Below are 25,087 nucleotides of genomic sequence, written 5' to 3'. Positions count from 1 at the left end.
CCGGCGCGCCCCGGCGCCGCGCGCTCAGGCGCGGAGGATCTTCGCCATCGCCTTCCCGCGGGCGAGCTCGTCGACGAGTTTGTCGAGGTAGCGGATCCTCTGCATGAGGGGATCGTCGATCTCTTCGACGCGTACACCGCAGACGACGCCGGTGATCGACGGCGCGGCGGGGTTCAGCGAGGCATCCGCGAAGAACTCCTGGAACGTCGCCTGCGACGCCACGTGCGCGTCGATCTCGCTCTGCGAGAACCCGGTCAACCAGCGGATGATCTCGTCGACCTCGGCCTGGGTGCGACCCTTGCGCTCGGCCTTCGCGACGTAGAGCGGGTACACCTTCGCGAAGGGCATGCCGTAGATCCGTTCCATGCCGTCCACGCTACTGCGCGCCAGTAGGCTCAGGCGGGTGATCACCGACACCGGGGCCCGCCGCGCGTGGCGCGACGGCGTCGGTGTCGCGCTCGCCACGAGCGCCTACGGCATCTCGTTCGGCGCTCTCGCGGTGGCATCCGGCCTCGATGTCTGGCAGACGTGCGTCCTCAGCCTCCTGATGTTCACCGGCGGATCGCAGTTCGCGTTCATCGGCGTCATCGGTGCCGGGGGCGTGGCCGCCGGCACCGCGGCGATCGCGTCGGCGGGCCTGCTCGGCGTGCGGAACGTCGCGTACGGCCTGCGCATGGCGCCCGTCGTCGGGACGAGCCCCTGGCGCCGGGCGCTCGCAGCGCCGTTCACGATCGACGAGTCGACGGCAGTCTCGCTCGCTCAGACCGAGCCGCGGGCGAAGACCGTCGGATTCTGGGTCACGGGCATCGGGATCTACCTCGGCTGGAACCTCACGACCCTCCTCGGCGCCCTCGTCGGCGACGTGCTCGGCGACCCCCGCGCGTACGGCCTCGACGCGGCCGCCGCGGCGGCGTTCCTGGCGCTCCTGTGGCCGCGGCTGCGCGAGCGGCAGCCGATCGCGGTCGGCATCGCAGCGGCCGTAGTCGGGGCGCTGCTCACCCCCGTGCTCATGCCGGGGATGCCGGTGCTCATCGCCGCCCTCGTCGCGATCGTGGTCGGGTGGACGAACTGGCTCGGACGCGCCCGCACTGTACCGGACACGCAGGCTCCACCGGATACGCTGCCGGCGCGGGACGCGCGCGTGCGCGACCCGCAAGGGCCCGGGGGCGACCTGGAGGGACTGCCGTGACCCTCTGGACCGCGGTGCTCCTGGCATCCGTCATCTGCCTCGCCCTGAAGGCGGTCGGTTACCTGCTGCCGCCCGCGTGGTTCGAGGCGCCGACGCCGTCGCGGATCATCGATCTCCTGACGGTGGCCCTCCTCGCTGCGCTGGTGGCGGTGCAGACTCTCGGCGTCGGGCAGCAGATCACGGTGGATGCCCGGGTCCCGGCCGTCCTCGTCGCGGCCGGCCTCCTCATGCTCCGCGCCCCGTTCCTGGTGGTGGTCGTCGCGGCAGCGCTCGTCGCCGCGCTGCTGCGGTTGTGGGGCCTCGCCGCCTAACGGTGAGCGCCTCGGCCGCGCGCACGGCACGCGCCGACGAGGGGCGCCCCGCCGTAGCGGAACGCCCCTCGTGGCGTGAACCGAATGACGCCGGTCAGCTGCTCGCGACGCAGGCCGCCGAGTAGTCGGTCTTGTCGAAGGTCGGGCCCTCGAAGAACCGCTCGACGGTGCGCAGGCCCAGGTCGACGCTCTCGTCGGGAACCGACACGAGCACCGCCTGCGCGGCGTTCTCCTGCGGGTCGCCGCCGTAGACGTGCTCCTGGGTCATGCCCTCGAAGTCGACCGTGAGACCGTCGATCACCGCCGCGATGCCCTCAGGGGTGAGATCGCCGGCCTCGGCCGCAGCCTCGAGCGCCGCCTTCATCGGGTAGTTCAGCGCCCAGCCGATGATGTAGCCCTGGTTCGTGGGCAACTCGCCGCCCAGCGATTCCTTGATCGCGGTCAGCGCGTCGGACTCGCCGTCCCAGCCCTCGTAGGGGGAGAGGTGGTGGTAGAGCCCGGTGAGCGCGGGGGCCGCGGCCGACTGCAGGAGTGCCGGGTTCCACGTCGGGAGCGACCCGAGGAAGCGTCCGCCGAACCCGCTCGCGGCGAGCTTGCCGACGATCTCCGCCGTCTCGGCGGGGCCGACGGCGAGGACGACGACGTCGGCTCCGCCCTGGAGGACGGCCGCGACGACGGCATCCTGGTTGCCGACCACCTGGTTCGGGCCGGTCGCGACGGCGGTGAGGGCCTGTGCGCCGTTCTCCTCCGCCCAGCGCTTCACGCCCTCTGCCGAGTCGCCGCCGTAGTCGCCGGGGTAACCGACCGCCTGGACCTTCTCGGGCTGCGCCTGCTTCTCGGCGAACCAGTCGAGACCGACGATCGCCTCGGTGCAGTACGAGTAGCCGGTCTCGAGGATGATTCCGCCGTCGTTGTCGTCGAACGCGTAGCCCGACCACCACGAGGCGGGCACCGCGACGAGGCTCCGCTCGATCATGTCGGGGAGCACCGACTCGGTGTTGACGGTGCCGAGGGTCTGCGCGATGCCCGCGATGTTGCTCGAGATCTGCTGGTACTGCGCTGCGTGCTCAGCGGCCTGGTATTTCGTGTCACGCGTGTAGGTGTCGATGTCGATGTCGTAGCCGCCGATGCCGCCGTCTTCGTTGACCCTCTTCCAGAAGGCGCGCTGCGCGTCGGTGATCGGCACGGCGAGGGCGGCGAAGGGGCCCTCGGTGAGGTCGGAGAGGACGCCCAGGTAGATGCAGCCGTTGTCGGCGTTGACGGCGTCGGGGCACGGGTCGGCGGAGACCCCCTGACCGGTCTTGATGCTTCCGTCGCCGGCGTCGCCGGTCGAGGTGGGGCTCGTCTCGTCGACCGCGGTACACGCGGTGAGGGCGAGCAGGGCCGCCGCGCTGAGGACCAGGGCCGCGCGGCTACGTTGACGCAGGGACATGCTGTTCTCCTTCGTTGGTGGTGCAGGTTCGGTGGTGCGGGTCGGGTGTTCAGTTGTGCGTGGTCGCGGGCCGGTCAGTAGGAGAACGGCCACGCCGAGAAGTAGTTCTTCACCCGCAGCCAGAGGCCGTAGAGGCCGCGCGGCTCGAGGGTGATGAAGGCGATGATGAGGATGCCGAAGATGATCGTCTGCAGCTGGAAGACGTTGATGAACCCCCCGGCCGACACCGTGATCCAGGGGATCACGTGGGTGAGTTCTTCGAGCAGGCGCGGCAGCAGCACGACAAAGCAGGCGCCGATGATCGAGCCCGAGATCGTCGCGACGCCGCCGATGACGACGACGGCGAGGAAGTCGATCGACATGAAGAGGTTCCACGACTCCGGCGCGATGCGTCCGACGAGGATTGCGAGGAGCGCCCCCGCGACGCCCGCGAACGCCGACGACAGGGCGAAGGCGAGGGTCTTCGTGCGGAGGAGGTTCACGCCCATGACCTCGGCGGCGATGTCGCGGTCGCGGACGGCGGCGAACGCGCGCCCGTAGCGGCCGCGCACGAGGTTCCGCGCCGCGACGCCGAGGATGACCAGGATCACGAGCGCGATGAGGAAGAGCGACACGTGCGGCGGGATGCGCAGCGGCCCGATCGCGTAGGTGCGGGTGAGGTCGAGGCCGAACAGCACACGCTCGGGAACGCCGCGCCCGACGCCCTGACCGCCGGTGATCGGAACGAGGATCTTGAACAGGTGTTCGCCGACGATGAGGAGGCCGAGGGTCAGGACGGCGAGGTAGAGCCCGCGCACCCGCGTCGCCAGCGGTGCGACGATGAGGCCGATGACCCCCGGCACGATCGCGGCGGCGGGGATCGCGATCGCAAGGTCGAGGCCGAGCCCCCACGTCGTCGCGCCGGGCTTTCCTCCCAGCACGGATGCCGTGTACGCGCCCACACCGACGAAGAACGCGTGACCGAGGGACACCTGTCCGGCGTATCCCGTGAGGAGGTTCAGGCCGATGCCGCCGATGGCGTAGACCGCCGCCATCGTGAGGAGATAGGTGATGTCCGCGGCGACGGCGAAGGGCGCCGCGATCACGAGGGCGAGGAAGCCCAGCATCCACCAGCGCTTGGCGGGGGAGTTCAGGAGCGCCTGCTCGGACGCGTACGACGTATAGAGCTTCGGACGCCCCCGCCTCGCCTCGCGCGACACCTTCCCGTGTACGCCCTCGACGTCGAGGTGCCGGGACGATCCCGTGAGGGCGCGGCCCGCCTCGGCCGACGTGGTCTCGTGCTCGAGCAGCGTCATACGCGCTGCACCTCCTTCGTGCCGTACAGGCCGTAGGGCCGGATCAGCAGCACCAGCAGCATGATCAGGTAGGGGACGACGTTCTCGAAGTTCGTGCCGAGCCAGGGCGCGAGGCTCGGCTGATAGGTCTTGGTGAGGGCCATCGCGACACCGACGACGAGGCCGCCCACCACGGCGCCCTTCAGCGAGTCGAGACCGCCGACGATGATCGCGGGGAGCGCGACGAGGGCGAACAGCGCGTCGGTCGCCTGCACGACCGACCCGTTGGCGGCCAGCAGCGCCCCGGCGAGAGCGGCGAGCGCCCCGCTGATCCCCCACGAGAAGGAGAACATCCGGCCGACGTCGATGCCCTGCGCGAGTGCGGTCTCCTGGTCGAGGGAGGTCGCGCGCATCGCGAGCCCGAGGCGGGAGCGCACGAGCCACCACCCGAGCAGCCCGATGACCGCGAGGGCGATCACGAACCGGGCGATCGCGTTCTCGTAGATCTGGATGCCTCCCGAGCAGCCCGCGACGCCGAACGACTCCGTCGCCTCGCCGCCCAGGCACAGCGCCTTCAGCTGCCACGGGTCGCCGACGGTGCGCGGCTTCGAGTCGAAGAGCCGGAAGGCGATGACGAGCAGGATGATGAAGAGCCCGACCGTCACGATCGCCGCCGAGAACGCGGGTTTGCCGACCATCGGGCGGATCGCGATGCGTTCGATGAGCACCGACAGCGCCGCCATCGTCGCCATCGCGAGGAGCACGGCGAGCCAGAAGGGGAGGCCCAGGTCGGTCGCGAACACGCTCGTCGCGAAGGCGCCGAGGATGAGGAGGGCCGGCTGGGCGAAGTTCAGCACGCCCGTCGCCCGGTAGATGATGACGAAGCTCACGGCGATGAGCGCGTAGACGGCGCCCTGGCCGAGACCCGCCGACAGCGAGGTGATGAGCGCGTTCATCCGTTCCTCCCGAGGTCGGCGCCGACATAGGCATCCGAACCGGCGTACATGTCGTCGATGAGATGGGGCACCGTCTTCGCGAACGCCTGCCGCTTGAGCTTCTGCGTCGCGGTGAGCTCGCCGTCTTCGTGGTCGAGCTCCTTCGTGAGCATCCGGAACTTGCGGATCGCCTCGACGCGCGCGAACGAGCGGTTCACCTGCTGCACGACGTCGCGGATGAGGGCGACGACCTCGGGCTTGGAGGAGAGGTCGCGGTACGTCGTGAACTCGATCCGCTGCCGCGATGCCCAGTCGGCCACGGTGTCGAACTCGATGCCGATGAGCGCCGTGAGGTACGGTCGCTTGTCGCCGATGACGACGGCCTCCTTCACGTACGGCGAGGCCTTCAGCGCGTTCTCGATCTCGCTGGGGGAGATGTTCTTGCCGCCCGCCGTGATGATGATGTCTTTGATGCGGTCGACGATCCGCAGGTGCGTGCCCTCCACCCACTCGCCGACGTCGCCCGTGTGCAGCCACCCGTCGGGGTCGAGTGTGTCGGCGGTCGCATCGGGGCGGCCCCAGTATCCGACGAAGGTGCCCGGATGCCGCGTGAGGACTTCGTTCGTGCCGTCGGCGAGGCGCACCTCGGCCTGGTCCTGGGCTTCGCCGACGGTGCCGACGATCATTCGTCCCCGCCGGTTCGTCGTCGCGATCGCGGCGTTCTCGGTCATGCCGTACGCCTCATACAGCGGCATCCCGATCCCGAGGAAGAAGGAGAGGACCTCGGGCGAGATGGGAGCCGCGCCCGAGATCGCGTGCCGCACGCGGGAGAGACCGAGGCGCTTGCGCAGCGGGCGGTAGAGGGGGAGGTAGCCGAGCGCGTAGAGGACGCGGGCGCGCGGGGTGAACTCGCCCCCGTTGTTCATCCGCTCCGCCGCGATCGTCTCGCTCATCCGCATGCCGCGGCGGAACACCGCCTGCTTCAGGCGGCTGGCGCTCGCCATCTTGATGGTGACGGTCGCCTGGATCTTCTCCCAGATGCGCGGGACGGCGAAGAGGATCGAGGGCTGCACCTCGGCGAGGTCGCTCGTGACCGTATCGATCGACTCCGCGAAATGGACGACGGTGCGCGTCGGCACGTTCGCCCAAATCGAGATGCCCCGCTCGACGACGTGCGAGAGCGGAAGGTAGGACAGGAGCACGTCGTCTGGGCCGACCTTTCGCCCCAGCAGGCCGTCTTCGGCGGCGAGCACCGACGAGGCGAACGACACGTTCCGCGCGCTCAGCATGACGCCCTTCGGCGGGCCCGTGGTCCCCGACGTGTAGATGAGGGTTGCGACGTCGTCGGGGGAGCGCTCGCCGTCGACGGTGTCGAGAAGCCCGGGGTGGGCGGCGCGGAAGTCGGCGCCCCGCTCGATGAGCTCGTCGATCGAGATGAGCTTCGGGTGGTCGTAGACGGCGAGCCCGCGCCCGTTGAGGTACACGATCCACTCCAGTGCCGGAGCGGCGGGTTCGGCCTCGAGGGCCTTATCGACCTGCTCCTGGTCTTCGGAGATCAGGACGCGTGCTCCCGAGTCCTGCAGGAGGTAGGTGATCTCCGCGACCGGGTTGGTCGGGTAGAAGCCGACGATCGCCGCACGAAGCGTCGCGGCGGCGAGGTCGGCGTAGAGCCACTCGGGCCGGTTCTCGGACTGGATCGCGACGCGGTCGCCCGCGCCGACGCCGAGCGCGGCGAGTCCGAAGGCGATCTCCTCGACCGCGTCGGCGTAGCCGCGCCACGTGATGTCCTGCCAGATGCCCGACTGCTTGACGCGCAGGGCCGTGCGGTCACCGTACGCGTCGGCGTTCCGGCGCAGCGCGCGGGAGAGGTAGTCGGTCTGTTCACTCATGGGACGACACTCCCTCCTCTGCCTCGGCGATGGCCTCTGCGTCGGCGATCGCCTCTGCCTCGGCGATCGTCTCTGCCTCGGCGATCGTCTCTGCCTCGACGATCGTCTCGATGACCTCGTTCTGGACGGTCGGCGTCGCGCCGCCGAGGTACGCCGCGATGACGGCGGGGTCGCGCTGGACCTCGTCGGGGGTTCCGAGCGCGATGCGCTTGCCGAAGTCGATCACCATGACCCGGTCGGCCAGATCCATGACGAGGCGCATGTCGTGCTCGACCATGATCATCGCGGTGCCCAGTTCGCTGCGGATGTCGAGGATGAAGCGCGCCATGTCCTCGGTCTCCTCGGAGTTCATGCCGGCGACCGGTTCGTCCAGGAGGAGCAGGCGCGGCTCCATCGCGAGGGCGCGGCCGAGCTCGACGCGCTTCTTGATGCCGTAGGGAAGGATGCCGACGGGCAGCGACCGGACAGACGCGAGGTCGAGGAACTCGATCAGGTCTTCGACGCGGCGCCGCGCGGCGAGCTCCTGCCTCCGCGAGCGACCGAACCACACCATCGCCTCCGGCCATGTGTACGACGTCTTCTGGTGGCGACCGAGGAGGAGGTTGTCGAGCACCGAGAGATTGTCGAAGAGCTCGACGTTCTGGAAGGTGCGGGCGATGCCCTTCCCGGCGATGACGTCCGGGGCGAGGCCGAGGAGCGACTCGCCCTCGAAGTCGAGCGACCCCTCCTGGGGGCGGTAGACGCCCGAGATGCAGTTGAACGTCGAGGTCTTGCCCGCGCCGTTCGGTCCGATGATCGCGAACAGCTCGCCGTGGCGCACGTCGAACGAGACCCCGTCGAGGGTCGTCGCGCCGCCGAAGCGCAGGGTGAGCCCGCTCGCTGCGAGGAGCGGCGTGTGCGCGGGCGCCGTCACGACAGCCACCTCTTCCGTCGCTTGTAATGTTTGACGTCGCGCAGGCTCCCGGCGCCCGCGCCGGTGCCGAGGTAGAACTCGCGGATGTCGTCGTCGTCGCGCAGCGCGCGGGCCGGGGCATCCATCACGATCTTCCCGTTCTCCATGACGTAGCCGTGGTCGGCGATCGACAGGGCCATCGCCGCGTTCTGCTCCACGAGGAGGACCCCCGTGCCCGAGCGGCTGATCGCGACGATGAGGTCGCGGATCTGGTCGACGATCTGCGGCGCAAGACCGAGGCTCGGCTCGTCGAGGAGGATGTAGCCCGGCTCCGCCATGAGCGCGCGCCCGATCGCGAGCATCTGCTGCTCGCCGCCGGACAGGTAGCCTGCGCGCTGCGCGCGGCGCTGGCCGAGCACCGGGAACATCTCGTAGATGCGGTCGAGCTTCTCGGCCTGACCGGTCCGAGATCGCGTGTAGGCGCCGATCCGGAGGTTCTCGTCCACGGTGAACTCGACGAACACCCGTCGGCCCTCCATCACCTGCGAGACGCCCGCACGGACGACGTCGGAGGCGCGCTTGGTGTTCAGTGGGACGTCGTCGATGGAGATGTGTCCGCGGGTGATCTTGCCGCGGTGGACGTCGAGCAGCCCCGACATCGCGCGGAGGAGCGACGTCTTCCCGGCGCCATTGGCGCCCAGGAGCGCGACGATCCCCTCTCGCGGTATCCGGATGCTCGCGCCTTTGACGACGAGCATCACATCCTCATACACGACTTCGACGTTGTGCACGGTCAGCGTCATGGCTTCCCCTTCGGTCACGGCGCTGTGACTGGTTTCCAAGACAGTACAGAGCGAACGCATGGATTTTCCCGCACCGTTATGAAACCGAGACTCATCGCTCGTGAATCCCGGTCTCACGGTCGCAGGCGCGGCGGGACCGGTGGGCGGGCGCCGTAGACTCGACGCGTGGGTTTCTCCTGGTCACGCGTCGGTACGTGGGCGATCGCGCTCGTCATCGGCCTCGTCTACGGCGTCGCGGGCACGATCGGGCAGGCGGCGACGTGGGGACCTGTGCCCGTCGGCCTCATCGTCGCGGTCGTCGGCGTCGGCGCGCTCATGCTCGCGGTCCGCATGCTGACGGGCGATCGCTGGTCGGCGCTCGCCTGCGGCATCGGGGCCATGCTCGCGACGATGGTGTTCTCCGGCAAGGGACCGGGCGGCTCGGTCGTCGTTCCTGCGCCCGCGGACGGCGAGCTGTCGACCGGCATCATCTGGACCATCGCGGTGCCCATCGTCACAGCCGTCATCGTCGGATGGCCCAGTTTCGCGCGCCCCGGCTTCGCGCGCCCCGGCGATCGGGCGAGTGCCGACGCGACGAACTAGACTCATCACGTGACGTATGTGATCGCTCTTCCGTGCGTGGATGTCAAAGACCGTGCCTGCATCGACGAATGCCCCGTCGACTGCATCTACGAGGGTGAGCGATCGCTCTACATCCACCCCGACGAGTGCGTCGACTGCGGCGCCTGCGAGCCCGTGTGCCCCGTCGAGGCGATCTACTACGAAGATGACCTGCCCGCCGAGTGGCAGGACTACTACACCGCGAACGTCGAGTTCTTCGACGACATCGGCTCACCCGGCGGCGCCGCCAAGGTCGGCGTGATCGAGAAGGACCACCCGATCATCGCCGCCCTCCCGCCGCAGTCGCACTGATGGGCGTCCGCGACCTCGACGACTACCCGTGGGATGCCGTCGCGCCCTACGCGCGGCGCGCGGCCGAACATCCCGGAGGTCTCGTCGACCTCTCGATCGGTTCGCCCGTCGACCCCACGCCCGAGATCGTCGCCGAGGCGCTCCGCGCCGCCACCGACGCCCACGCCTATCCGCAGACGGCGGGCACGCCGCGCCTGCGAGAGGCGATCGCGGATTGGTACGCGCGCCGCCGCGGCGTGCGGGGGTTGAGCGTCGACGAGGTGCTCCCGACCGTCGGCTCGAAGGAGCTCGTCGCCCTCCTGCCGCTTCTTCTCGACGTCGGCGCGGGCGAGGTCGTCGTCCACCCGACCGCCGCGTATCCGACGTATGCCGTCGGGGCGAAGCTGGTGGGGGCGAAGGCCGTCGCATCCGATGACCCGTCCGAGTGGCCGGAGGGGACCGCGCTCGTTTGGCTCAACTCTCCCGGCAACCCCGACGGCCGCGTGCTCGGCGTCGCGGAGCTGCGCGCCGCCGTCGCCCGCGCCCGGGAGCTCGGCGCCGTTCTCGCGTCCGACGAGTGCTACGCCGAACTCGGCTGGGAGGGGGAGTGGGCGACCGCCCCCGTGCCGAGCGTCCTCGACCCGCGCGTCACCGGCGACGACCGCCGCGGCATCCTCTCGGTCTACTCGCTCTCGAAGCAGTCGAACCTCGCGGGATACCGCGCCGCGTTCCTCGCCGGCGACAGCGACCTCATCGCGCGCCTGCTCACGGCGCGCAAGCACCTCGGACTGATGCTTCCGGCACCCGTCCAGGCCGCGATGACGGTCGCTCTCGGCGACGACGCGCACGTCGCCGCCCAGCGAGAGCGCTACGCCGCACGCCGCGCGGTACTCAAGCCCGCGCTCGAGGCCGCGGGGTTCCGCATCGACCGCTCCGAGGCCGGGCTGTATCTGTGGGCCACGCAGGGGCAGGATGCCTGGGACACGATGGACCGCCTGGCCTCTCTCGGCATCCTCGCCGGCCCCGGCCACTTCTACGGCGACGGGTACCCGCAGCACGTGCGGTTCTCCCTCACGGCGACGGACGAGCGCATCGCCGCCGCGGCGGAGCGACTGAACGCGGCTTCTTCGTAGATTTCCTCACATCGATCGCTGATTCCTTTGGCGGCGATCGGAGTAGGCTCCGGCGGCCAGTAGGCTGTAGAACACCCCCGATCGAGTGCAAGGAGGCTTCGTGAGCGACACGGGCACCCCCCAGAACGCGACGGTCACCATCGGTGACAAGACCGCACAGCTCCCGCTTCTGACGGGCACCGAGGGCGTTCCGAGCGTCGACTTCTCGACATTCACGAAGCAGACCGGGCACACGGCGCTCGACTACGGCTTCGTGAACACGGCGGCGACGAAGTCGGCGATCACCTACATCGACGGCGATCAGGGCATCCTCCGCTATCGCGGCTACCCGATCGAGCAGCTTGCGAAGAACAGCACCTACCTCGAGGTGGCGTGGCTGCTCCTGCGTGGCGAGCTGCCCACGGCTGACGAGCTCGCGACGTGGGACGACGATATCCGTCACCACACGCTCCTGCACGAAGACCTCAAGCGCTTCTTCTCGTCGCTGCCGCACACGGCGCACCCCATGTCCGTGTTGTCCGCCGCGACGGCGGCGCTCTCGACCTACTACGAGGGGCAGTCCGACCCCGACAACCCCGAGCACGTCGAACTCAACACCATCCGCCTGCTCGCAAAGCTGCCCGTGATCGCCGCGTACGCGCACAAGAAGTCGATCGGTCAGGCGTTCCTGTACCCCGACAACTCGCTGAGCTTCGTCGACAACTTCCTGAAGCTGAACTTCGGGAACCTCGCCGAGGTGTACCAGGTGAACCCCGTCACTTCGCGTGCGCTCGAGCGCCTGCTGATCCTGCACGAAGACCACGAGCAGAACGCGTCGACCTCGACGGTCCGCCTCGTCGGCTCGACCGGTGCGAACCAGTTCTCGTCGGTGTCGGCCGGCATCAACGCCCTCTACGGTCCGCTCCACGGCGGCGCGAACGAGGCCGTCCTCGACATGCTGGCGCGCATCCGCGACTCCGGCGAGAGCGTCGACCGCTTCGTCGAGCGCGTCAAGAACAAGGAAGACGGCGTGAAGCTCATGGGCTTCGGGCACCGCGTCTATAAGAACTACGACCCGCGCGCCAAGCTCGTCAAGGAGTCGGCCGACGAGGTGCTCGCCGAACTCGGCGTGCACGACCCGCTTCTCGACCTCGCGAAGGAGCTCGAAGAGATCGCGCTCAGCGACGACTACTTCAAGGAGCGTCGCCTCTACCCGAACGTCGACTTCTACACCGGCGTGATCTACAAGGCGATGGGTTTCCCGACCCGCATGTTCACGCCCCTGTTCGCGATCGGTCGTCTGCCGGGCTGGCTCGCGCACTGGACCGAGATGCAGAACGACCCGCAGACGAAGATCGGCCGTCCGCAGCAGCTGTACGTCGGCTCGGCCGAGCGTGACTACCCGGGAGTCTGACGCGCGCTCTGCCGGTTCGCCGCTGCGCCGCGCGCGTGCCCTAGTCTGACCTCACACCGCCGATCATGGCGGCGCAGGTTCGAGGCACGGGTGAGGGGTGGTCGCCATGTGGACGCAGACCGTCGATCCGTTCGGGTCCCTCTGGCTGTCGGCGCTCGTCGCGGCGATACCGATCTTCGTCTTCCTCGCCGGCCTCGTCGTCTTCAAGCTGAGCGGCATCACCGCGGCGATCATCGCTCTGGCGACCCAGATCCTGGTCGCGATGATCCCGTTCCATATGCCGGCGACGGCGGTCGCGGGAGCGGGACTCCTCGGCTTCCTGACCGCGGTCTGGCCGATCGCGTACATCATCGTCATGGCGGTGTGGCTGTACAAGCTCGCCGACGCGAGCGGACGCTTCGATGTCATCCGCGCCTCCATCGGCGGTGTCTCACCCGATCAGCGCGTCCAGGTGCTCCTCATCAGCTTCGCGTTCGGGGGATTCCTCGAGGGCGCCGCCGGCTTCGGCGTGCCGATCGCGATCTGCGCGGCGCTCCTCGTGCAGCTCGGGTTCCGGCCGGTGAAGGCCGCCATGATCTCGCTCGTCGCCAACGCCGGCGCCGGGGCCTACGGCGCCATCGGCATCCCGGTCATCGTCGGGGCCCAGGTCAGCGGACTCGACGTCCTCGAGCTGTCGCGCGCCATGGTGCTCATGCTGCAGCCGCTGACCCTCGTCATCCCGTTCGTCCTCGTCATGATCCTCGACGGGCGGCGGGGCCTGCGCGAGACGTGGCCGATGGCGCTCGTGGTCACCCTGGTCTTCAGCGGGGTGCAGGCATCCGTCCTCTGGTTCCTCGGCCCCGAGCTGGCCGACCTCGGCGCGGGACTCGCGGCGATGGTCGCGATCTTCCTGTTCGGGCGCGTCTGGCAGCCGAAGCGGATCTACCGCGAGGACGGAGGCGTGGCGCCCGAGCCCGAACGGCACTCGCTGCGCGAGATCGCGGCGGCGTGGAGCCCGTTCTACATCCTGACCGCGTTCATCCTGGTCTGGAGCCTGCCCGCGTTCAAGGACCTCTTCGCCGCCGGGAGTGCGCTCGAGGGAACCGTGCTGTCCGTGCCGATCCCCGGGTTGACGGGCGAGGTCACGACCTCCTCGGGCGCCGTCGTGACGGCGACCTGGAGCTTCACGCCGCTGAATGCGACCGGCACCGCGATCCTCCTCGCCGTGCTCGTGACGTTCTTCACGACGCCGGCCCTGCGTGCCTCGGACCTCTGGCGGGAGCTGCGCAACACCATCCGGGAGCTCTGGCGCGCCCTCGTGCTGATCGCCCTGATCCTCATGCTCGCGAACATCGCGAACTACGCCGGCGCCTCCACCGCCATGGGTTACGCTCTCGCCGCGGCGGGGCCGGTGTTCCCGCTGCTCGCGCCGATCATCGGGTGGATCGGCGTCTTCCTCACCGGGTCGGTCGTCAACAACAACACGCTGTTCGCCCCGCTGCAGGTCGCGACCGCGGAGAAGCTCTCGGTGAATCCGGAGCTGTTCGTCGCGGCGAACACGGCCGGCGGCAACACGGCGAAGGTCATCTCGCCCCAGTCGATCGCCATCGCGGCGGGCGCCGTGGGGCTGTCCGGACGGGAGAGCGAGATCCTCCGGGCATCCATCCTCTACAGCCTCGGCATGCTCGCGTTCGTGTGCGTGTGGAGCTTCGTGCTGTCGCTGCTGGTGTGACGGCGCTCAGCCCGTGACGGTGGCGGCGTAGTCGGGCACGTAGTTCTGCAGCTCGCGAGGCGGGCGCTCGTAGCCGCCGGATGCCGGGCGCGCGGGGATCTCGATCGGCTGACGCTCGACGACCTCGTACGGAATCTGCGAGAGCAGGTGGTGGATCATGTTGATCCGCCCGCGCCGCTTGTCCTCGTTGTCGACCTCGTACCAGCGCGCCTCGGGGATGTCGGTGTGGACGAACATCGTGTCTTTCGCGCGCGAGTAGTCCTCCCACTTCGTGATCGACAAGACGTCGTTGGGGGAGAGCTTCCACCGCCGCAACGGGTCGTCGTTGCGGGAGCGGAAGCGCTTCTCCTGCTCGACATCCGACACGCTGAACCAGTACTTCAGCAGCAGGATGCCGTCTTCGACCAGCATCCGCTCGAAGATCGGCGCCTGGTGCAGGAAGCGGTGATACTGCGCGTTCGTGCAGTAGCCCATGACGTGCTCGACGCCCGCGCGGTTGTACCACGAGCGGTCCATGAGGACGATCTCGCCGGCGGCGGGCAGGTGCGTGATGTAGCGCTGGAAGTACCATTGGGTCTTCTCGCGCTCGGTCGGCGTCGGTAGCGCGACGATCCGCGTGACGCGCGGGTTGAGGTACTCCGAGACGCGCTTGATCGTCGAGCCCTTGCCCGCGGCATCCCGCCCCTCGAAGATCACGACGATGCGCGCGCCGGTCTCCTGCACCCACGCCTGCATGTCGACGAGCTGCGCCTGCAGGCGGGCGAGCTCGGCTTCGTAGGCGGCCTTCGGCATGCGCTTGGTCATGTCATGAGCGTACTGCGGGGCGATCGGGCATGATCGACGGATGGATGCCGACATGTCGCCGACCTCGGGACTCACCGTCGGGCCGCGCGGGCGGAGGGTCGTCCTCGAGATCGCGAAGGCCGCCGATCCGAGGGTGGGCGAGGTGCTCTGGCCGCTCGCATACAACGCGAACGTCGACGCGGGGGCGTCGATCGTGGCATTCGGGTGGGACGACGAGGGCAACGCGTTCGAGACGCGCGGGCGCGTCGGGACGGAGGCGACGGTCTCCGACCTCGCGGCGCGCATCCGCGGCGTCGGCGCCCTCGATCCCGACGCCACGACCCTGGATGCCGCGATGCTCCGCGCCGTCGACTCGGCGCGGTACTGGCAGGCGCCGGACGGCGAGGACATCATTGCGGCGCTGCCCGAGGTGCGCGCGGCCCTCGCCGCGGTCTCGGTGGGCCTGACCGAGCGCGCGGACACCGCGTGGTGGCGTCGCGACCGAGCGATCGAGCAGTGGGCGATCAAGTTCGATCCCTCCGGCGACGGCGCGCCGTTCGACCCCGCTCCCGGCGCGGCCGACGCGTGGTTGCAGGGGACCCTCGACGAGCAGGAGCGGGCGCGTCGCGACAGACCCTCCGATCCGCAGGCGAACTGGAGCGGGTCGTGGTGGTCGTTCCCGTCGGGTGCGCCGCACACGACGGGCGAACTGCCACCGGGGCTTCCTGTCGGCATCCCGTACGTCGAGGACGGATTCGGGTGGACGCGTGCGCGGGCCGTTCCCGTGCGCGGCGGCGGACGCACATTCGAGATCCGAGATGCGGACGACTGGGCGGAGCTGTGCCGCCGGCATCCGCTCGAGGTCACCGCGTCTCGACGTCACGACTGGTATCGCACAACGGGGCGTGATCGCCGCTGGTTGCTGCCCGACTGGTCGAGCGTCGCGGAGGAGTGGGATGCCGTACACCTCACCGGCTGGGCGTACCTCACCGCGGCGACGCGCGAGATCGTGATCGATGATGACTTCTCGAGCGTCCTAGGAGGCTGGGGCCCCGACGAGACCTATTGGCTCACCGGCTTCGTCCGCGAAGTCGAAGGCCCGCGCGTGCACTGGGTCGCCGACGCGCCTGAGGGGCCCTGGCGCCGGGCAGAGTGACGCTGCGCCTCTGCGCGTCGGAGCCGGCGTCAGGCGTGCAGTGCCTCGTTGAGGGTCACCCCGACGCCTTCGCGGCGGACGGCCTCGATCGCGCCGGTGAGGGAATTGCGGCGGAACAGGATGCCGTTCTGGCCCGACAGCTGTGCGCCCTTGACGATCGGGCGCGAGCCGTCGTGGAGCGGCGTCTCGTTCGGGAGGACGATCTTCGAGCCCGCCGTGACGTAGAGGCCTGCCTCGACGATGCAGTCGTCGCCGAGCGAGATGCCGATGCCGGCGTTCGCGCCGAGGAGCGTGCGCGCGCCGATCGACACGCGGTGCGTGCCGCCGCCCGAGAGCGTCCCCATGATCGACGCGCCGCCGCCGATATCGGAGCCGTCGCCGACGGTGACGCCCTGCGAGATACGCCCCTCGACCATCGAGGCGCCCAGCGTGCCGGCGTTGAAGTTGACGAAGCCCTCGTGCATGACGGTGGTGCCGGGGGCGAGGTGGGCCCCGAGACGCACGCGGGAGGCATCCGCGATCCGGACTCCGGCCGGGATGACGTAATCGGTGAGCCGCGGGAACTTGTCGAGACCCTGCAGTTGGATGCCGGCGCGCTGGAGGCCCGGCCGCAGGCGCGCGAACGCGTCGGGGTGGACGGGCCCGGCGTTCGTCCACGCGACGTTCGGGAGGTGCCCGAAGATGCCCGTGAGGTTCACCTCGTTGGGCGCGACGAGCAGGTGCGACAGCGCGTGGAGGCGAAGGTACGCGTCGCTCGTCGCCTGCGGCGGAGCGTCGAGATCGATCTCGACGACGACGACCTCGACGGTCACGTCGCGCCGCACGTCGGGGCCGGCCGCGGCATCGAGATCGCTGGCGTCGACGCTCTCCGGGGCCTGGCCGAGCGCAGGGGAGGGGAACCACGTGTCGAGGACGGTGCCGTCACCGGCGATCGTCGCGAGTCCTGCACCCCATGCCCACCGCTGTTCACTCATCCCTCCAGGCTATCGGTGCGGGAAGAGCGCACCGTGCGGCGCTGGATAGACTCGACCCCATGCCGCGCCTCGACCTCCGTGCATCGTCCGTCGACCTCACACGCGCGATCTGCGACATCCCCAGCGTCTCGGGCGACGAGACCACGCTCGCCGACGCGATCTTCGCCGCGATCGAGCCGCTCGAACACCTCGAGGTGTACCGCGACGGCGACACGATCGTCGCACGCACGCAGCTCGGCCGCCCGCAGCGCGTCGTGATCGCCGGACACATCGACACGGTCCCGATCAACGAGAACGTGCCCACGCGTGACATCGAGGAGAACGGCGAGCCCTACCTCTGGGGCCGCGGCACGGTGGATATGAAGGGCGGCACCGCGGTGCAGCTCAAGCTCGCCGCCGAGCTCACCGACCCCCGCCTCGACATCACGTGGATGTGGTACGACCACGAAGAGGTCGATTCCGAGCGCAACGGACTCACGCGCCTCGCCCGCACCCGCTCCGACCTATTCGCGGGCGACTTCGCCATCCTCGGAGAGCCCTCGAACGGCCAGGTCGAAGGGGGGTGCAACGGCACGCTCCGCGCGGTCGTGCGCACCCACGGCATCCGATCGCACAGCGCGCGGGCGTGGATGGGTGAGAACGCGATCCACGCGGCGGCTCCCGTCCTGGGCCGCCTCGCCGACTACCGCCCCGCGAGCATCGACGTCGACGGCCTCGTCTACCGCGAGGGCCTCAACGCCGTCGGCATCTCCGGGGGCATCGCCGGCAACGTCATCCCCGACCTGTGCGAGGTCGAGGTGAACTACCGCTTCGCGCCGAGCCGCTCGGTCGAGGAGGCAGAGGCGCACGTTCGCGACGTGTTCGAAGGGTTCGAGGTCGAGATCACCGATCGCGCGGCCGGTGCCCGCCCCGGCATGGACGCCCCGCTCGCGCAGGAGTTCGTCGCGGCGGTCGGTGCCGAGCCGCGCCCCAAGTACGGCTGGACCGACGTCGCGCGTTTCTCGGCGATGGGCGTCCCCGCGGTCAACTACGGCCCCGGCGACCCGAGCATCGCCCACCACGACCAGGAGCGCGTCTCGTTCGCGCAGATCGAGGACGTGGAGCGGGGCCTGCGGGCGTGGCTGAGCGCCCCGTGACCGATCGCGGCGAGGTCGGGGGCGCCTCGGCCGCGCACGCGTCGCGCGGCGACGCAGCCCGCCGCCTCTGGGCGCGCCCCGCGATCGCCGTCGCGGCGATCTACATCGCGGCGCGCCTCGTCACGACGGTCTTCGTCGCCGTGGGCGCTGCGATCTCGAACTCGCGCACCGGTGGCGCCGAGACCATCGGCTCCCTCCTCATGCGCTGGGACGGACAGTGGTACTGGGTCGTCGGCGTGGAAGGGTATCCGAGCGAGCTGCCGCTGGATGCCGCGGGGAATGTCACCCAGAACGCCTGGGCGTTCCTCCCCGTCTACCCCGCGATCACGCGCGCGGTCTCGTTCCTCTTCGCCGGTCAGTACCCGATCGCCGCGATCGCGGTCGCGGTCGTCGCCGGCTACGGTGCGAGCCTCGCGCTCTACCACCTGCTCCGCGAACGCATCGACCGGAGCGCGGCGCTGTGGGCCGTCGCGTTCTTCGCGGCAGGCCCCCTCGCCGCGCTCTTCCAGATGGGGTACGCCGAGTCGCTCTTCTTGTTGTGGCTCCACCTCGCGCTCCTGGTGCTCGTCCGCCGCCGCTTCGGGTGGCTCTACCTCCTCATTCCCTTGATGGGATACACGCGTCCCGGCATCCTCGCCTTCGCGCTCTTGCTGGCCCTCTACGGCATCTGTCGCTGGTTCCGCCGCCGCGTCGACCCGCTCCCCGCGGTTCAGATCGTCCACATCGTGCTCCTCGGCCTGCTCGCGGCCGCGGTCGGATTCTCGTGGCCGCTGATCGCCGGCGTCGTCACCGGCGATCCCTCCGCCTACATGGAGACGGAACTCTCCTGGCGGCGCGGGTGGACGGGTGATCACGGCGGGTTCGTCCCGTTCGAGGGATTCATCCAGGCATCCGCCATCTGGTTCCGCGTGTGGGGGATGCCGGAGGCGTGGGGATATGTCGCACTCGGCATCCTGGTGGTCGCCCTCATCGCGCTCCTCGTCTTCGAGCCGCACGTGCGGCGCCTCGGCGTCGAGATCCGGCTCTGGTCGGCGATCTACCTCATCTATCTGCTCCTCGTGTTCTTCCCGCAGTCGAGCATCTTCCGCCTCCTCATGCCGCTGTCGCCGCTGTACGGGGCGCTCGCCCTGCCCCGCAGCCGCGCCTGGCGCATCGGGGTGCTCGCCGTGGGCCTTCTCGGGCAGTGGTGGTGGATCGACCAGATGCTCGTCCAGGGGACGACGTTCTGGCAGATTCCGTGAACACCGTGTGACAACCTCTGCCGGACGATGTCCACAGTGAGCGCGGGCGGGCGCGCGTACCGATAAACTTGTTCTGTTGTCCGATGAGGAAAGGGAGCCTGCCATGGCAGCCATGAAGCCGCGTACCGGAGACGGACCTATGGAGGCCGTCAAGGAGGGACGCCTGATCATCGTGCGCGTTCCCCTCGAGGGTGGTGGCCGGTTGGTCGTCTCCGTCAATGACGACGAGGCCAAGGAACTCCACGACGTGCTGGCTGAGGTCGTCGGCGCAGCCTGACGCACCACGCAGCCTGACGTACGACGCAGAAACGGCCGGTCTTCGGACCGGTCGTTTCGCGTATCCGGCCGCGCGGCGTGGTCAGCGGTCGGCGGCGACCGTCGTCAACTGGAGCAGGCCCTCGCCGACGATCGAAAGGGCACCGAGGACGGCAGGCGAGGACTGCGTCTCCTGGATGAGCGACCGGTAGGCGCTCGTCACGGGGTCGCGTCGCACCGGGTCGGCCACGGCGCCGCCCGCGAGGACGCGCGGAACGAGCACCGTACCCCCCGCGCGGACGAGGCGCAGGCCGTGCTCCACATATTCGATGACCTCTTCCGCGTCGGCATCCACCAGCACGATGTCGTACGAGGCCTCGTTCATGCGGGGGAGGACATCGGCCGCGCGTCCCGTGATGAAGCGTGCGCGCGCGGGCGGCACCTTCGCCTCGGCGAACGCGGTGCGCGCCGCGGCGAGGTGCTCGGGCTCGATGTCGATCGTGGTGAGCGTGGCGCGGGGCGAGCCGCGCAGGAGCCAGAGGCCGGAAACGCCCGCGCCGGTGCCGATCTCGACGATGTTCAGAGCGGCGGTGGCGGCTGTGACCACGGCGATCTGCGCGCCGACGGCGGCGCTGATCGGGTCGGCGCCGAGCTCGACGGCGCGAGCGCGCGCACGCTCGATCGACTCGGGTTCGACCGTGATTTCGGCGGCGTACCTGCGGATCGCGTCTGATTCGGCCATGAGAACTCCTTCTGTGACAGCGTACGGTGCGCGCTGGCCGAGACGCCGCAGGCGCACGGGTAACCTGGAGCCATGTTCTTCGGCTACGACATGGAGAAGTTCCTCCTGCTCCTCGTCGTGGCCGCTCTGCTGATCGGACCCGAACGGCTGCCCACGTACGCTGAGGGTCTCGCCCGCCTCACGCGGCGCGCCCGCTCGTGGCTCGGCGACGCGCGCACCCGCGTCAAGGAGGAGATGGGCGAGGACTTCGACGACGTCGAATGGCGCAAGCTCGACCCCCGCCAGTACGACCCGCGGCGGATCATCCGCGACGCGCTGCTCGAGGACGCGCCCGTCCCGACGGTGCAGGCGGCCGCGATCGGAGCCGCCGCCGCGGCGACGTCCCCGGCGACGGAGACCGCGGTCTTCGACAGCGCGGCGTTCACGACGGGCACCGGCATCCCGTACGACGACGAAGCGACCTGACGGCGCCCTTCTCCGCCGCGAGACCGCGCAATTGTCACGATCCCCGCGCGGGAAGCGTGCATATGCGCGGTCTCGCAGGCGGGCGCGTCGCGCGGGCGGGGGGCGCGGGCGGCGGGGGTCGCGCGTCAGCGCGGCGTGAAGGGGAGCGTCCGGCCGGCGAGGCCGCGCGGGGCGTGGGCGAGAGCGCCCGCGATGTCCGAGATCGCGCGCGCGGCGGCATCCTCCGGCGCGCCGACCACCACGGGAACGCCGTCGTCTCCGCCACGGCGGAGGGCGACACTCAGCGGCACCGACCCGAGGAGCGGCACCGGCGGGGCATCCGGATGCTGCGCCGACAGCGCCGCGGCGACCGACGCGCCCCCACCCGACCCGAAGACGTCGAGCGTCGACCCGTCGGGAAGGGTCATCGCCGCCATGTTCTCCACGACCCCGATGACGCGCTGACCGGTCTGCTCGGCGACCAGGCCGCTCCGGACGGCGACGTCGGATGCCGCGGTCTGCGGCGTCGTGACGACGAGCACGTCGGCGTGCGGCAGGAGCTGTCCCACCGAGATCGCGACATCACCCGTGCCGGGCGGCATGTCGAGGAGCAGCACGTCGAGGTCGCCGAAGAACACGTCGGTGAGGAACTGCTGCACGGTGCGGTGGAGCATGGGCCCGCGCCAGGCGACCGCCGACGCGGGCTGGTCGCGGGGGAGGAACATCCCGATCGAGATGGTCTTCACGCCGTACGCGACCGGCGGCAGCATGAGGTCGTCGATGCGGGTCGGCTGCGGGGGCAGCCCGTCGTCCTCGACGAGACCGAGGAGCGCGGGGATCGAGAAGCCGTGCACGTCGGCGTCGATGAGTCCGACGCGCAGCCCACGCTCGGCGAGGGCGACGGCGAGGTTCGCGGTGAGCGTCGACTTGCCGACGCCGCCCTTGCCGCTCGTGACGGCGATGACGCGGGTCAGGGAATCGGGGCCGAACGGCATCGTCCGGGCCGCCCGACCACCCCGGAGGCGTTCGGTGAGCGCCGCGCGCTCGGCAGGCGTCATCACGCCGATCTCGAGCTCGACCAGGCCGATCCCCGGCACGGATGCCGCGGCCGCGCGGACGTCCCGCTCGATGCGGTCGGCGGCGGGGCACCCGACGATCGTCAGGGCGATGGCGACGTGCGCCGTCGCGCCGTCGACGCTGACCTCCCGCACCATGTCCAGGTCGGCGAGCGGGCGGCGCAGCTCGGGGTCGGTGACCGCCCCGACGGCGGCGCGGACGGCATCCGCACCCGCGCCCGCGCGCCCCGATGCGTCCGTGGCGGCACTCACGCCGGTTCGTCCGCCCGGGCCTGGCGCGCGCCGTACTGCTCGTCGAGCTGCTCGAGCAGGGCCTTCAGCTCCTGACGCAGCACGTCGCGGGTCACGACCTGGTCGGACACGTCGGTGAGCGCCATGCGCAGAGCCACGACCTCGCGGGCGAGGTACTCGGTGTCGGCGAGGTTCCGTTCGGCGCGCTGACGGTCCTGCTCGATCTGCACGCGGTCGCGGTCGTCTTGACGGTTCTGCGCCAACAGGATCAGCGGCGCAGCATACGACGCCTGGAGCGACAGGATGAGGGTCAGCGCCGTGAAGCCGAGGGCGGCCGAGTCGAAACGCCACCAGCCGTTCTGCTCCGCGATGACGGTGTAGCTCATCCACACAACGCAGAAGAGCGTCAGCATCAGGAGGAACGTCGGGGTCCCCATCGCGCGGGCGATCCACTCGGTGAAGCGTCCGAACCGGTCGCGGGACGGGCGGGGCGTGCGGGTCAGCACGCCCGAGCGGCGGCCGCGCGGATCTTCGAGGCTGACCTTGGCCTCCTTCGCGGCGCGCGCCATCACCGGGCCGCCCCGTTCGGGGTACCGGCGGCGACCGTCTCGTCATCGCCGTCGTGCGAGCGCCAGTCCTCGGGCAGCAGGTAGTCGAGGACGTCGTCGACGCTGACCGCACCGACGAGGCGGTGCGCCTGATCGACGACGGGCAGGGAGACGAGGTTGTAGCTCGCGAGCATGCGGGCGACCTCCGCCGCCGACGCCGTCGCGGGCACGGCATCCGCCGCGTCGTCGACGATCGCGCCGAGACGCTCGTGCGGGGGATAGCGGAGCATCCGCTGGAAGTGCACGGTGCCGAGCAGGCGCCCGGTGGGCGTCTCGTACGGGGGGAGGGTCACGAAGACCGCGGCTGCGAGGGCGGGGTGCAGCTCGTGCCGGCGGATGAGGGCGAGCGCCTCGGCCACGGTCGCATCGGCGGAGAGCACGATGGGCTCGGGCGTCATGAGACCGCCCGCCGTGTCGGGGCCGTACTTCAGCAGCGCGCGGACGTCCTCGGCTTCTTCGGGCTCCATCAGCTCGAGCAGCTCCTCGCGCTGCTCCTCGGGCAGCTGGGCGAGGACGTCGGCGGCGTCGTCGGGCTCCATCTGGTCGAGGATGTCGGCGGCGCGCTCATCGCCGAGGGCCTCGAGGATGTGCACCTGGTCGTCTTCGGGCATCTCCTCGAGCGCATCGGCGAGACGGTCGTCGCTGAGCTCCTCGGCGACCTCGAGGAGGCGTTCGTCGGGGAGGTCGAGGAGGGTGTTCGCGAGGTCGGCGGGCTTCAGCTCGGAGTAGGTCGCGACGAGCTGCTCGGCCGACTGCGCTTCGCCCGGCACGGCCTGCTCGCGCACGTCCTTCCATTCCGCGAACGTGGTGGGGCCCTTGGCGAAGGGGGATGCCGAGGTCTTCGGCTTCCGGAGGAAGAGCTGACCGAGGTCCCAGTCGCCGAGTCGGTTGCGCTCGATCGCGGCATCCTCGATGATCGCCTCGCCCGACCCGTCGGTGAAGTAGACCTTCCGTCCCAGGATCTCGGTCATGACGCGGACCTCGCCGCCGCGCTGCTGGAAGCGGCGCACGTTGATGAGCCCGGTGGTGATGACCTGCCCGGACTGGATCGAGGTGACCCGGCCGATCGAGAGGAAGACGTTCCGCCGGCCGGGGATCTCGACCACGAGGCCGACGACGCGCGGCGGGTCGTCTTTTCGGTAGATGACGACGACGTCCCGGACCTTTCCGAGCCGGTCGCCCGCGGGGTCGAAGACGGCGCAGCCCACGAGGCGTGCCACGAAAACCCTCTGCGTACTCACCAGTCCAGCGTAGTGTGCGCATGCCAAGATGGACCGATGAGCATGATGGGTGGAGCGCCGCAGCAGCACGGCGAGAAGATCGCCGACTACGCCACCTACCAGGCCGCGCAGCAGGCAGTGTCGCAGCTCATCCAGGCCGACATCCCCGCGCGTGAGATCGCGATCGTCGGGCACGGGCTGCGGTCGGTCGAGACGGTCACGGGCCGCCTGGGGTATGCCGCGGCCGCCCGGTCGGGGGCGATCAACGGCATCCTGCTGGGGCTCCTCTTCTCGGCGATCTTCGTGCTCGGAACCCCGAACGCCGCGATCCAGCTGTTCGTCGGCGTGATGTTCGTCGGCATCGCGATCGGTATGCTGCTGAGCCTCATCTCCTACGCGATCCTGCGTCGCCGCAAGGACTACACCTCGGTCACGCAGGTGATCGCCGACCGGTACGAGATCACGGTGCTCCCCTCGAGCATCCACCGCGCCCGCGAGGTGCTCGGCCACCACGTCGCGCCAGCGGCGCCGGCCGCCGCGCCGGCGGTCGACCTCACGACCCCGCCGCAGTACGGGGAGCGGATCGACCCGGCACCGCAGCCCGCGGCACCCCCGGCGCCGGGGCCCGACGCACCGCCGACGGACGCGCCGACGCCGCCGAACTCGGGACCGGCCGGCTCGGGGACGCCCGCGCCGTGACGCGCGTGACGGTCGCCCTCCCGGCGGGAGAGGTGACGGTGTCGGCGCGGCTCGAACGACCGGACAGCGGCGACGCGTGGGCCGCGCTCGCCCTCGCCCACGGCGCCGGTGCCGGCATGGATCACCCGTTCCTCGTGGGGTTCGCTGCGGCATTGCGCGCTGGGGGCGTCGCAACGCTCCGCTTCGACTTCCCGTACCGCGAGGCGGGCAGACGGATGCCGGGGCCCGCGGTCCACGCTCTCGCCACCTGGTTGGCGGTCATGACCGAGTTGGCGGGCGCCCTGCCGGGTGTTCCACGGGTCGCCGCGGGCAAGTCGTACGGCGGGAGGATGGCATCGATGGCGGCCGCGGACGGCCTCATCGCGCCGGCGGCGCTCGTCTACCTCGGGTACCCGTTCCACCCGCCGGGCAAGCCCGAGGCGACCCGCGGCGCGCATCTGGCTCGGGTCGCCGCGCCGCAGCTGTTCGTCGAGGGGACGAGCGATCCGTTCATCCAGCCCGTCGCGGATTTCGAGGCATCCGTCGCGACGAGCCCCGCCGCGGACATCTTCTGGGTGGAAGGCGGCGGACACTCCTTCGAGGTGAGGGGCGCGAAACGCGACCCGCACGAGATCGGCGCCTCTCTCGCACCGCCCGTTCTCGCCTGGCTCCGCGCCCGCCTGCGCTGAC

27 protein-coding genes are annotated in these 25,087 nt (G+C 70.3%); 14 read left to right on the top strand and 13 right to left on the bottom strand.

Features of this window, described 5'->3' with window-relative positions; translation table 11 throughout:
• Window positions 1-24 precede the first annotated feature (24 nt).
• Window positions 25-366 carry a DUF2200 domain-containing protein gene (locus ACRVYW_RS02400; protein ID WP_431801322.1) on the bottom strand — a complete coding sequence of 114 codons (342 nt, stop codon included), beginning with the start codon at window positions 364-366 and terminating at the stop codon, window positions 25-27.
• Between ACRVYW_RS02400 and ACRVYW_RS02395 the strand changes: the two genes are divergently transcribed.
• Together ACRVYW_RS02395 and ACRVYW_RS02390 are read left to right on the top strand one after the other, a co-directional pair.
• Entirely contained in the window at window positions 365-1,189 is an 825-nt protein-coding gene (locus ACRVYW_RS02395) for an AzlC family ABC transporter permease (protein ID WP_431801320.1), read from the top strand. The genes ACRVYW_RS02400 and ACRVYW_RS02395 overlap by 2 nt on opposite strands.
• Window positions 1,186-1,500, top strand: a complete 315-nt coding sequence (locus ACRVYW_RS02390; RefSeq protein WP_431801318.1) for an AzlD domain-containing protein — start codon at window positions 1,186-1,188, stop codon at window positions 1,498-1,500. Before ACRVYW_RS02395 ends, ACRVYW_RS02390 begins: the two co-directional genes overlap by 4 nt.
• Window positions 1,501-1,594: 94 nt before the next feature.
• Here ACRVYW_RS02390 and ACRVYW_RS02385 read toward each other — a convergent pair whose 3' ends face one another.
• The 6 genes from ACRVYW_RS02385 to ACRVYW_RS02360 form a co-directional block, all read right to left on the bottom strand.
• Window positions 1,595-2,932: an ABC transporter substrate-binding protein gene (locus ACRVYW_RS02385; protein ID WP_431801317.1), complete on the bottom strand. Its 1,338-nt coding sequence runs from the start codon at window positions 2,930-2,932 to the stop codon at window positions 1,595-1,597.
• 74 nt (window positions 2,933-3,006) lie between these two features.
• A complete protein-coding gene (locus ACRVYW_RS02380; RefSeq protein ID WP_431801315.1) occupies window positions 3,007-4,227 on the bottom strand; it encodes a branched-chain amino acid ABC transporter permease in 1,221 nt (406 codons plus the stop codon).
• Window positions 4,224-5,162 carry a branched-chain amino acid ABC transporter permease gene (locus tag ACRVYW_RS02375; RefSeq protein ID WP_431801313.1) on the bottom strand — a complete coding sequence of 313 codons (939 nt, stop codon included), beginning with the start codon at window positions 5,160-5,162 and terminating at the stop codon, window positions 4,224-4,226. The genes ACRVYW_RS02380 and ACRVYW_RS02375 overlap by 4 nt, the downstream gene beginning before the upstream one ends.
• Window positions 5,159-7,030 carry an AMP-dependent synthetase/ligase gene (locus ACRVYW_RS02370; protein WP_431801311.1) on the bottom strand — a complete coding sequence of 624 codons (1,872 nt, stop codon included), beginning with the start codon at window positions 7,028-7,030 and terminating at the stop codon, window positions 5,159-5,161. The genes ACRVYW_RS02375 and ACRVYW_RS02370 overlap by 4 nt, the downstream gene beginning before the upstream one ends.
• Window positions 7,023-7,943 (bottom strand): ABC transporter ATP-binding protein, encoded by a 921-nt coding sequence (locus ACRVYW_RS02365; protein WP_431801309.1) that lies wholly within the window; start codon window positions 7,941-7,943, stop codon window positions 7,023-7,025. The genes ACRVYW_RS02370 and ACRVYW_RS02365 overlap by 8 nt, the downstream gene beginning before the upstream one ends.
• Window positions 7,940-8,725: an ABC transporter ATP-binding protein gene (locus ACRVYW_RS02360; RefSeq protein ID WP_431801307.1), complete on the bottom strand. Its 786-nt coding sequence runs from the start codon at window positions 8,723-8,725 to the stop codon at window positions 7,940-7,942. The genes ACRVYW_RS02365 and ACRVYW_RS02360 overlap by 4 nt, the downstream gene beginning before the upstream one ends.
• A gap of 165 nt (window positions 8,726-8,890) precedes the next feature.
• Between ACRVYW_RS02360 and ACRVYW_RS02355 the strand changes: the two genes are divergently transcribed.
• The 5 genes from ACRVYW_RS02355 to ACRVYW_RS02335 all read left to right on the top strand — a co-directional run bounded on the left by ACRVYW_RS02355 (window position 8,891) and on the right by ACRVYW_RS02335 (window position 13,853).
• Window positions 8,891-9,307, top strand: coding sequence for a histidinol dehydrogenase (locus tag ACRVYW_RS02355; RefSeq protein ID WP_431801305.1), 417 nt, complete (start codon window positions 8,891-8,893; stop codon window positions 9,305-9,307).
• Window positions 9,308-9,316: 9 nt separating this feature from the next.
• Window positions 9,317-9,637, top strand: a complete 321-nt coding sequence (fdxA, locus tag ACRVYW_RS02350) for a ferredoxin (protein WP_431801303.1) — start codon at window positions 9,317-9,319, stop codon at window positions 9,635-9,637.
• On the top strand, window positions 9,637-10,749 hold the full coding sequence (gene dapC / locus ACRVYW_RS02345) for a succinyldiaminopimelate transaminase (RefSeq protein WP_431801301.1): 1,113 nt from the start codon (window positions 9,637-9,639) through the stop codon (window positions 10,747-10,749). Before fdxA ends, dapC begins: the two co-directional genes overlap by 1 nt.
• A 100-nt stretch (window positions 10,750-10,849) precedes the next feature.
• Window positions 10,850-12,142 carry a citrate synthase gene (locus ACRVYW_RS02340; RefSeq protein ID WP_431801299.1) on the top strand — a complete coding sequence of 431 codons (1,293 nt, stop codon included), beginning with the start codon at window positions 10,850-10,852 and terminating at the stop codon, window positions 12,140-12,142.
• A 106-nt stretch (window positions 12,143-12,248) separates the two neighbouring features.
• A complete protein-coding gene (locus ACRVYW_RS02335) occupies window positions 12,249-13,853 on the top strand; it encodes an L-lactate permease (protein WP_431801297.1) in 1,605 nt (534 codons plus the stop codon).
• Window positions 13,854-13,859: 6 nt separating this feature from the next.
• On the opposite strand, the gene ppk2 is transcribed toward ACRVYW_RS02335, so the two are convergent.
• Complete coding sequence (gene ppk2 / locus ACRVYW_RS02330) at window positions 13,860-14,645, bottom strand: polyphosphate kinase 2 (RefSeq protein WP_431801739.1); 786 nt, start codon at window positions 14,643-14,645, stop codon at window positions 13,860-13,862.
• 52 nt (window positions 14,646-14,697) lie between these two features.
• Here ppk2 and ACRVYW_RS02325 point away from each other — a divergent pair, with 52 nt between their 5' ends.
• A complete protein-coding gene (locus ACRVYW_RS02325; RefSeq protein ID WP_431801295.1) occupies window positions 14,698-15,792 on the top strand; it encodes a hypothetical protein in 1,095 nt (364 codons plus the stop codon).
• Between the two features lie 29 nt (window positions 15,793-15,821).
• Here the strand turns inward: ACRVYW_RS02325 and dapD are convergent, their stop codons facing one another.
• Window positions 15,822-16,766 (bottom strand): 2,3,4,5-tetrahydropyridine-2,6-dicarboxylate N-succinyltransferase, encoded by a 945-nt coding sequence (gene dapD, locus ACRVYW_RS02320; RefSeq protein WP_431801294.1) that lies wholly within the window; start codon window positions 16,764-16,766, stop codon window positions 15,822-15,824.
• Window positions 16,767-16,825: 59 nt separating this feature from the next.
• Between dapD and dapE the strand changes: the two genes are divergently transcribed.
• The 3 genes from dapE to ACRVYW_RS02305 all read left to right on the top strand — a co-directional run bounded on the left by dapE (window position 16,826) and on the right by ACRVYW_RS02305 (window position 19,420).
• Window positions 16,826-17,902, top strand: coding sequence for a succinyl-diaminopimelate desuccinylase (dapE, locus tag ACRVYW_RS02315; protein WP_431801292.1), 1,077 nt, complete (start codon window positions 16,826-16,828; stop codon window positions 17,900-17,902).
• The gene (locus ACRVYW_RS02310) at window positions 17,884-19,143 is read left to right on the top strand and encodes a hypothetical protein (RefSeq protein ID WP_431801290.1); all 1,260 of its coding nucleotides are present in this window, start codon (window positions 17,884-17,886) and stop codon (window positions 19,141-19,143) included. The genes dapE and ACRVYW_RS02310 overlap by 19 nt, the downstream gene beginning before the upstream one ends.
• Window positions 19,144-19,246: 103 nt before the next feature.
• Complete coding sequence (locus ACRVYW_RS02305) at window positions 19,247-19,420, top strand: DUF3117 domain-containing protein (RefSeq protein ID WP_431801288.1); 174 nt, start codon at window positions 19,247-19,249, stop codon at window positions 19,418-19,420.
• A gap of 81 nt (window positions 19,421-19,501) precedes the next feature.
• Here the strand turns inward: ACRVYW_RS02305 and ACRVYW_RS02300 are convergent, their stop codons facing one another.
• Complete coding sequence (locus tag ACRVYW_RS02300; RefSeq protein ID WP_431801286.1) at window positions 19,502-20,140, bottom strand: O-methyltransferase; 639 nt, start codon at window positions 20,138-20,140, stop codon at window positions 19,502-19,504.
• Window positions 20,141-20,212: 72 nt separating this feature from the next.
• Between ACRVYW_RS02300 and ACRVYW_RS02295 the strand changes: the two genes are divergently transcribed.
• The gene (locus ACRVYW_RS02295; protein WP_431801284.1) at window positions 20,213-20,605 is read left to right on the top strand and encodes a Sec-independent protein translocase TatB; all 393 of its coding nucleotides are present in this window, start codon (window positions 20,213-20,215) and stop codon (window positions 20,603-20,605) included.
• Window positions 20,606-20,730: 125 nt separating this feature from the next.
• On the opposite strand, the gene ACRVYW_RS02290 is transcribed toward ACRVYW_RS02295, so the two are convergent.
• Genes ACRVYW_RS02290 through ACRVYW_RS02280 form a run of 3 tightly spaced genes read right to left on the bottom strand, consistent with a single transcriptional unit; the run spans window position 20,731 to window position 23,740 of the window.
• Entirely contained in the window at window positions 20,731-21,912 is a 1,182-nt protein-coding gene (locus ACRVYW_RS02290; RefSeq protein WP_431801282.1) for an Mrp/NBP35 family ATP-binding protein, read from the bottom strand.
• Complete coding sequence (locus tag ACRVYW_RS02285) at window positions 21,909-22,460, bottom strand: DUF1003 domain-containing protein (protein WP_431801280.1); 552 nt, start codon at window positions 22,458-22,460, stop codon at window positions 21,909-21,911. The genes ACRVYW_RS02290 and ACRVYW_RS02285 overlap by 4 nt, the downstream gene beginning before the upstream one ends.
• The gene (locus tag ACRVYW_RS02280) at window positions 22,460-23,740 is read right to left on the bottom strand and encodes a magnesium transporter MgtE N-terminal domain-containing protein (protein ID WP_431801278.1); all 1,281 of its coding nucleotides are present in this window, start codon (window positions 23,738-23,740) and stop codon (window positions 22,460-22,462) included. The genes ACRVYW_RS02285 and ACRVYW_RS02280 overlap by 1 nt, the downstream gene beginning before the upstream one ends.
• Window positions 23,741-23,776: 36 nt before the next feature.
• Here ACRVYW_RS02280 and ACRVYW_RS02275 point away from each other — a divergent pair, with 36 nt between their 5' ends.
• Together ACRVYW_RS02275 and ACRVYW_RS02270 are read left to right on the top strand one after the other, a co-directional pair.
• Window positions 23,777-24,418 (top strand): general stress protein, encoded by a 642-nt coding sequence (locus ACRVYW_RS02275; protein WP_431801276.1) that lies wholly within the window; start codon window positions 23,777-23,779, stop codon window positions 24,416-24,418.
• 5 nt (window positions 24,419-24,423) lie between these two features.
• On the top strand, window positions 24,424-25,086 hold the full coding sequence (locus tag ACRVYW_RS02270; RefSeq protein ID WP_431801737.1) for an alpha/beta hydrolase family protein: 663 nt from the start codon (window positions 24,424-24,426) through the stop codon (window positions 25,084-25,086).
• Window position 25,087: the final 1 nt, after the last annotated feature.

The organism is Microbacterium sp. bgisy203 (assembly GCF_965345155.1).
Taxonomy (GTDB): domain Bacteria; phylum Actinomycetota; class Actinomycetes; order Actinomycetales; family Microbacteriaceae; genus Microbacterium.
The sequence above is the reverse complement of the archived record's forward strand: the minus strand, read 5'-3'. Positions and strand labels throughout refer to the sequence as shown.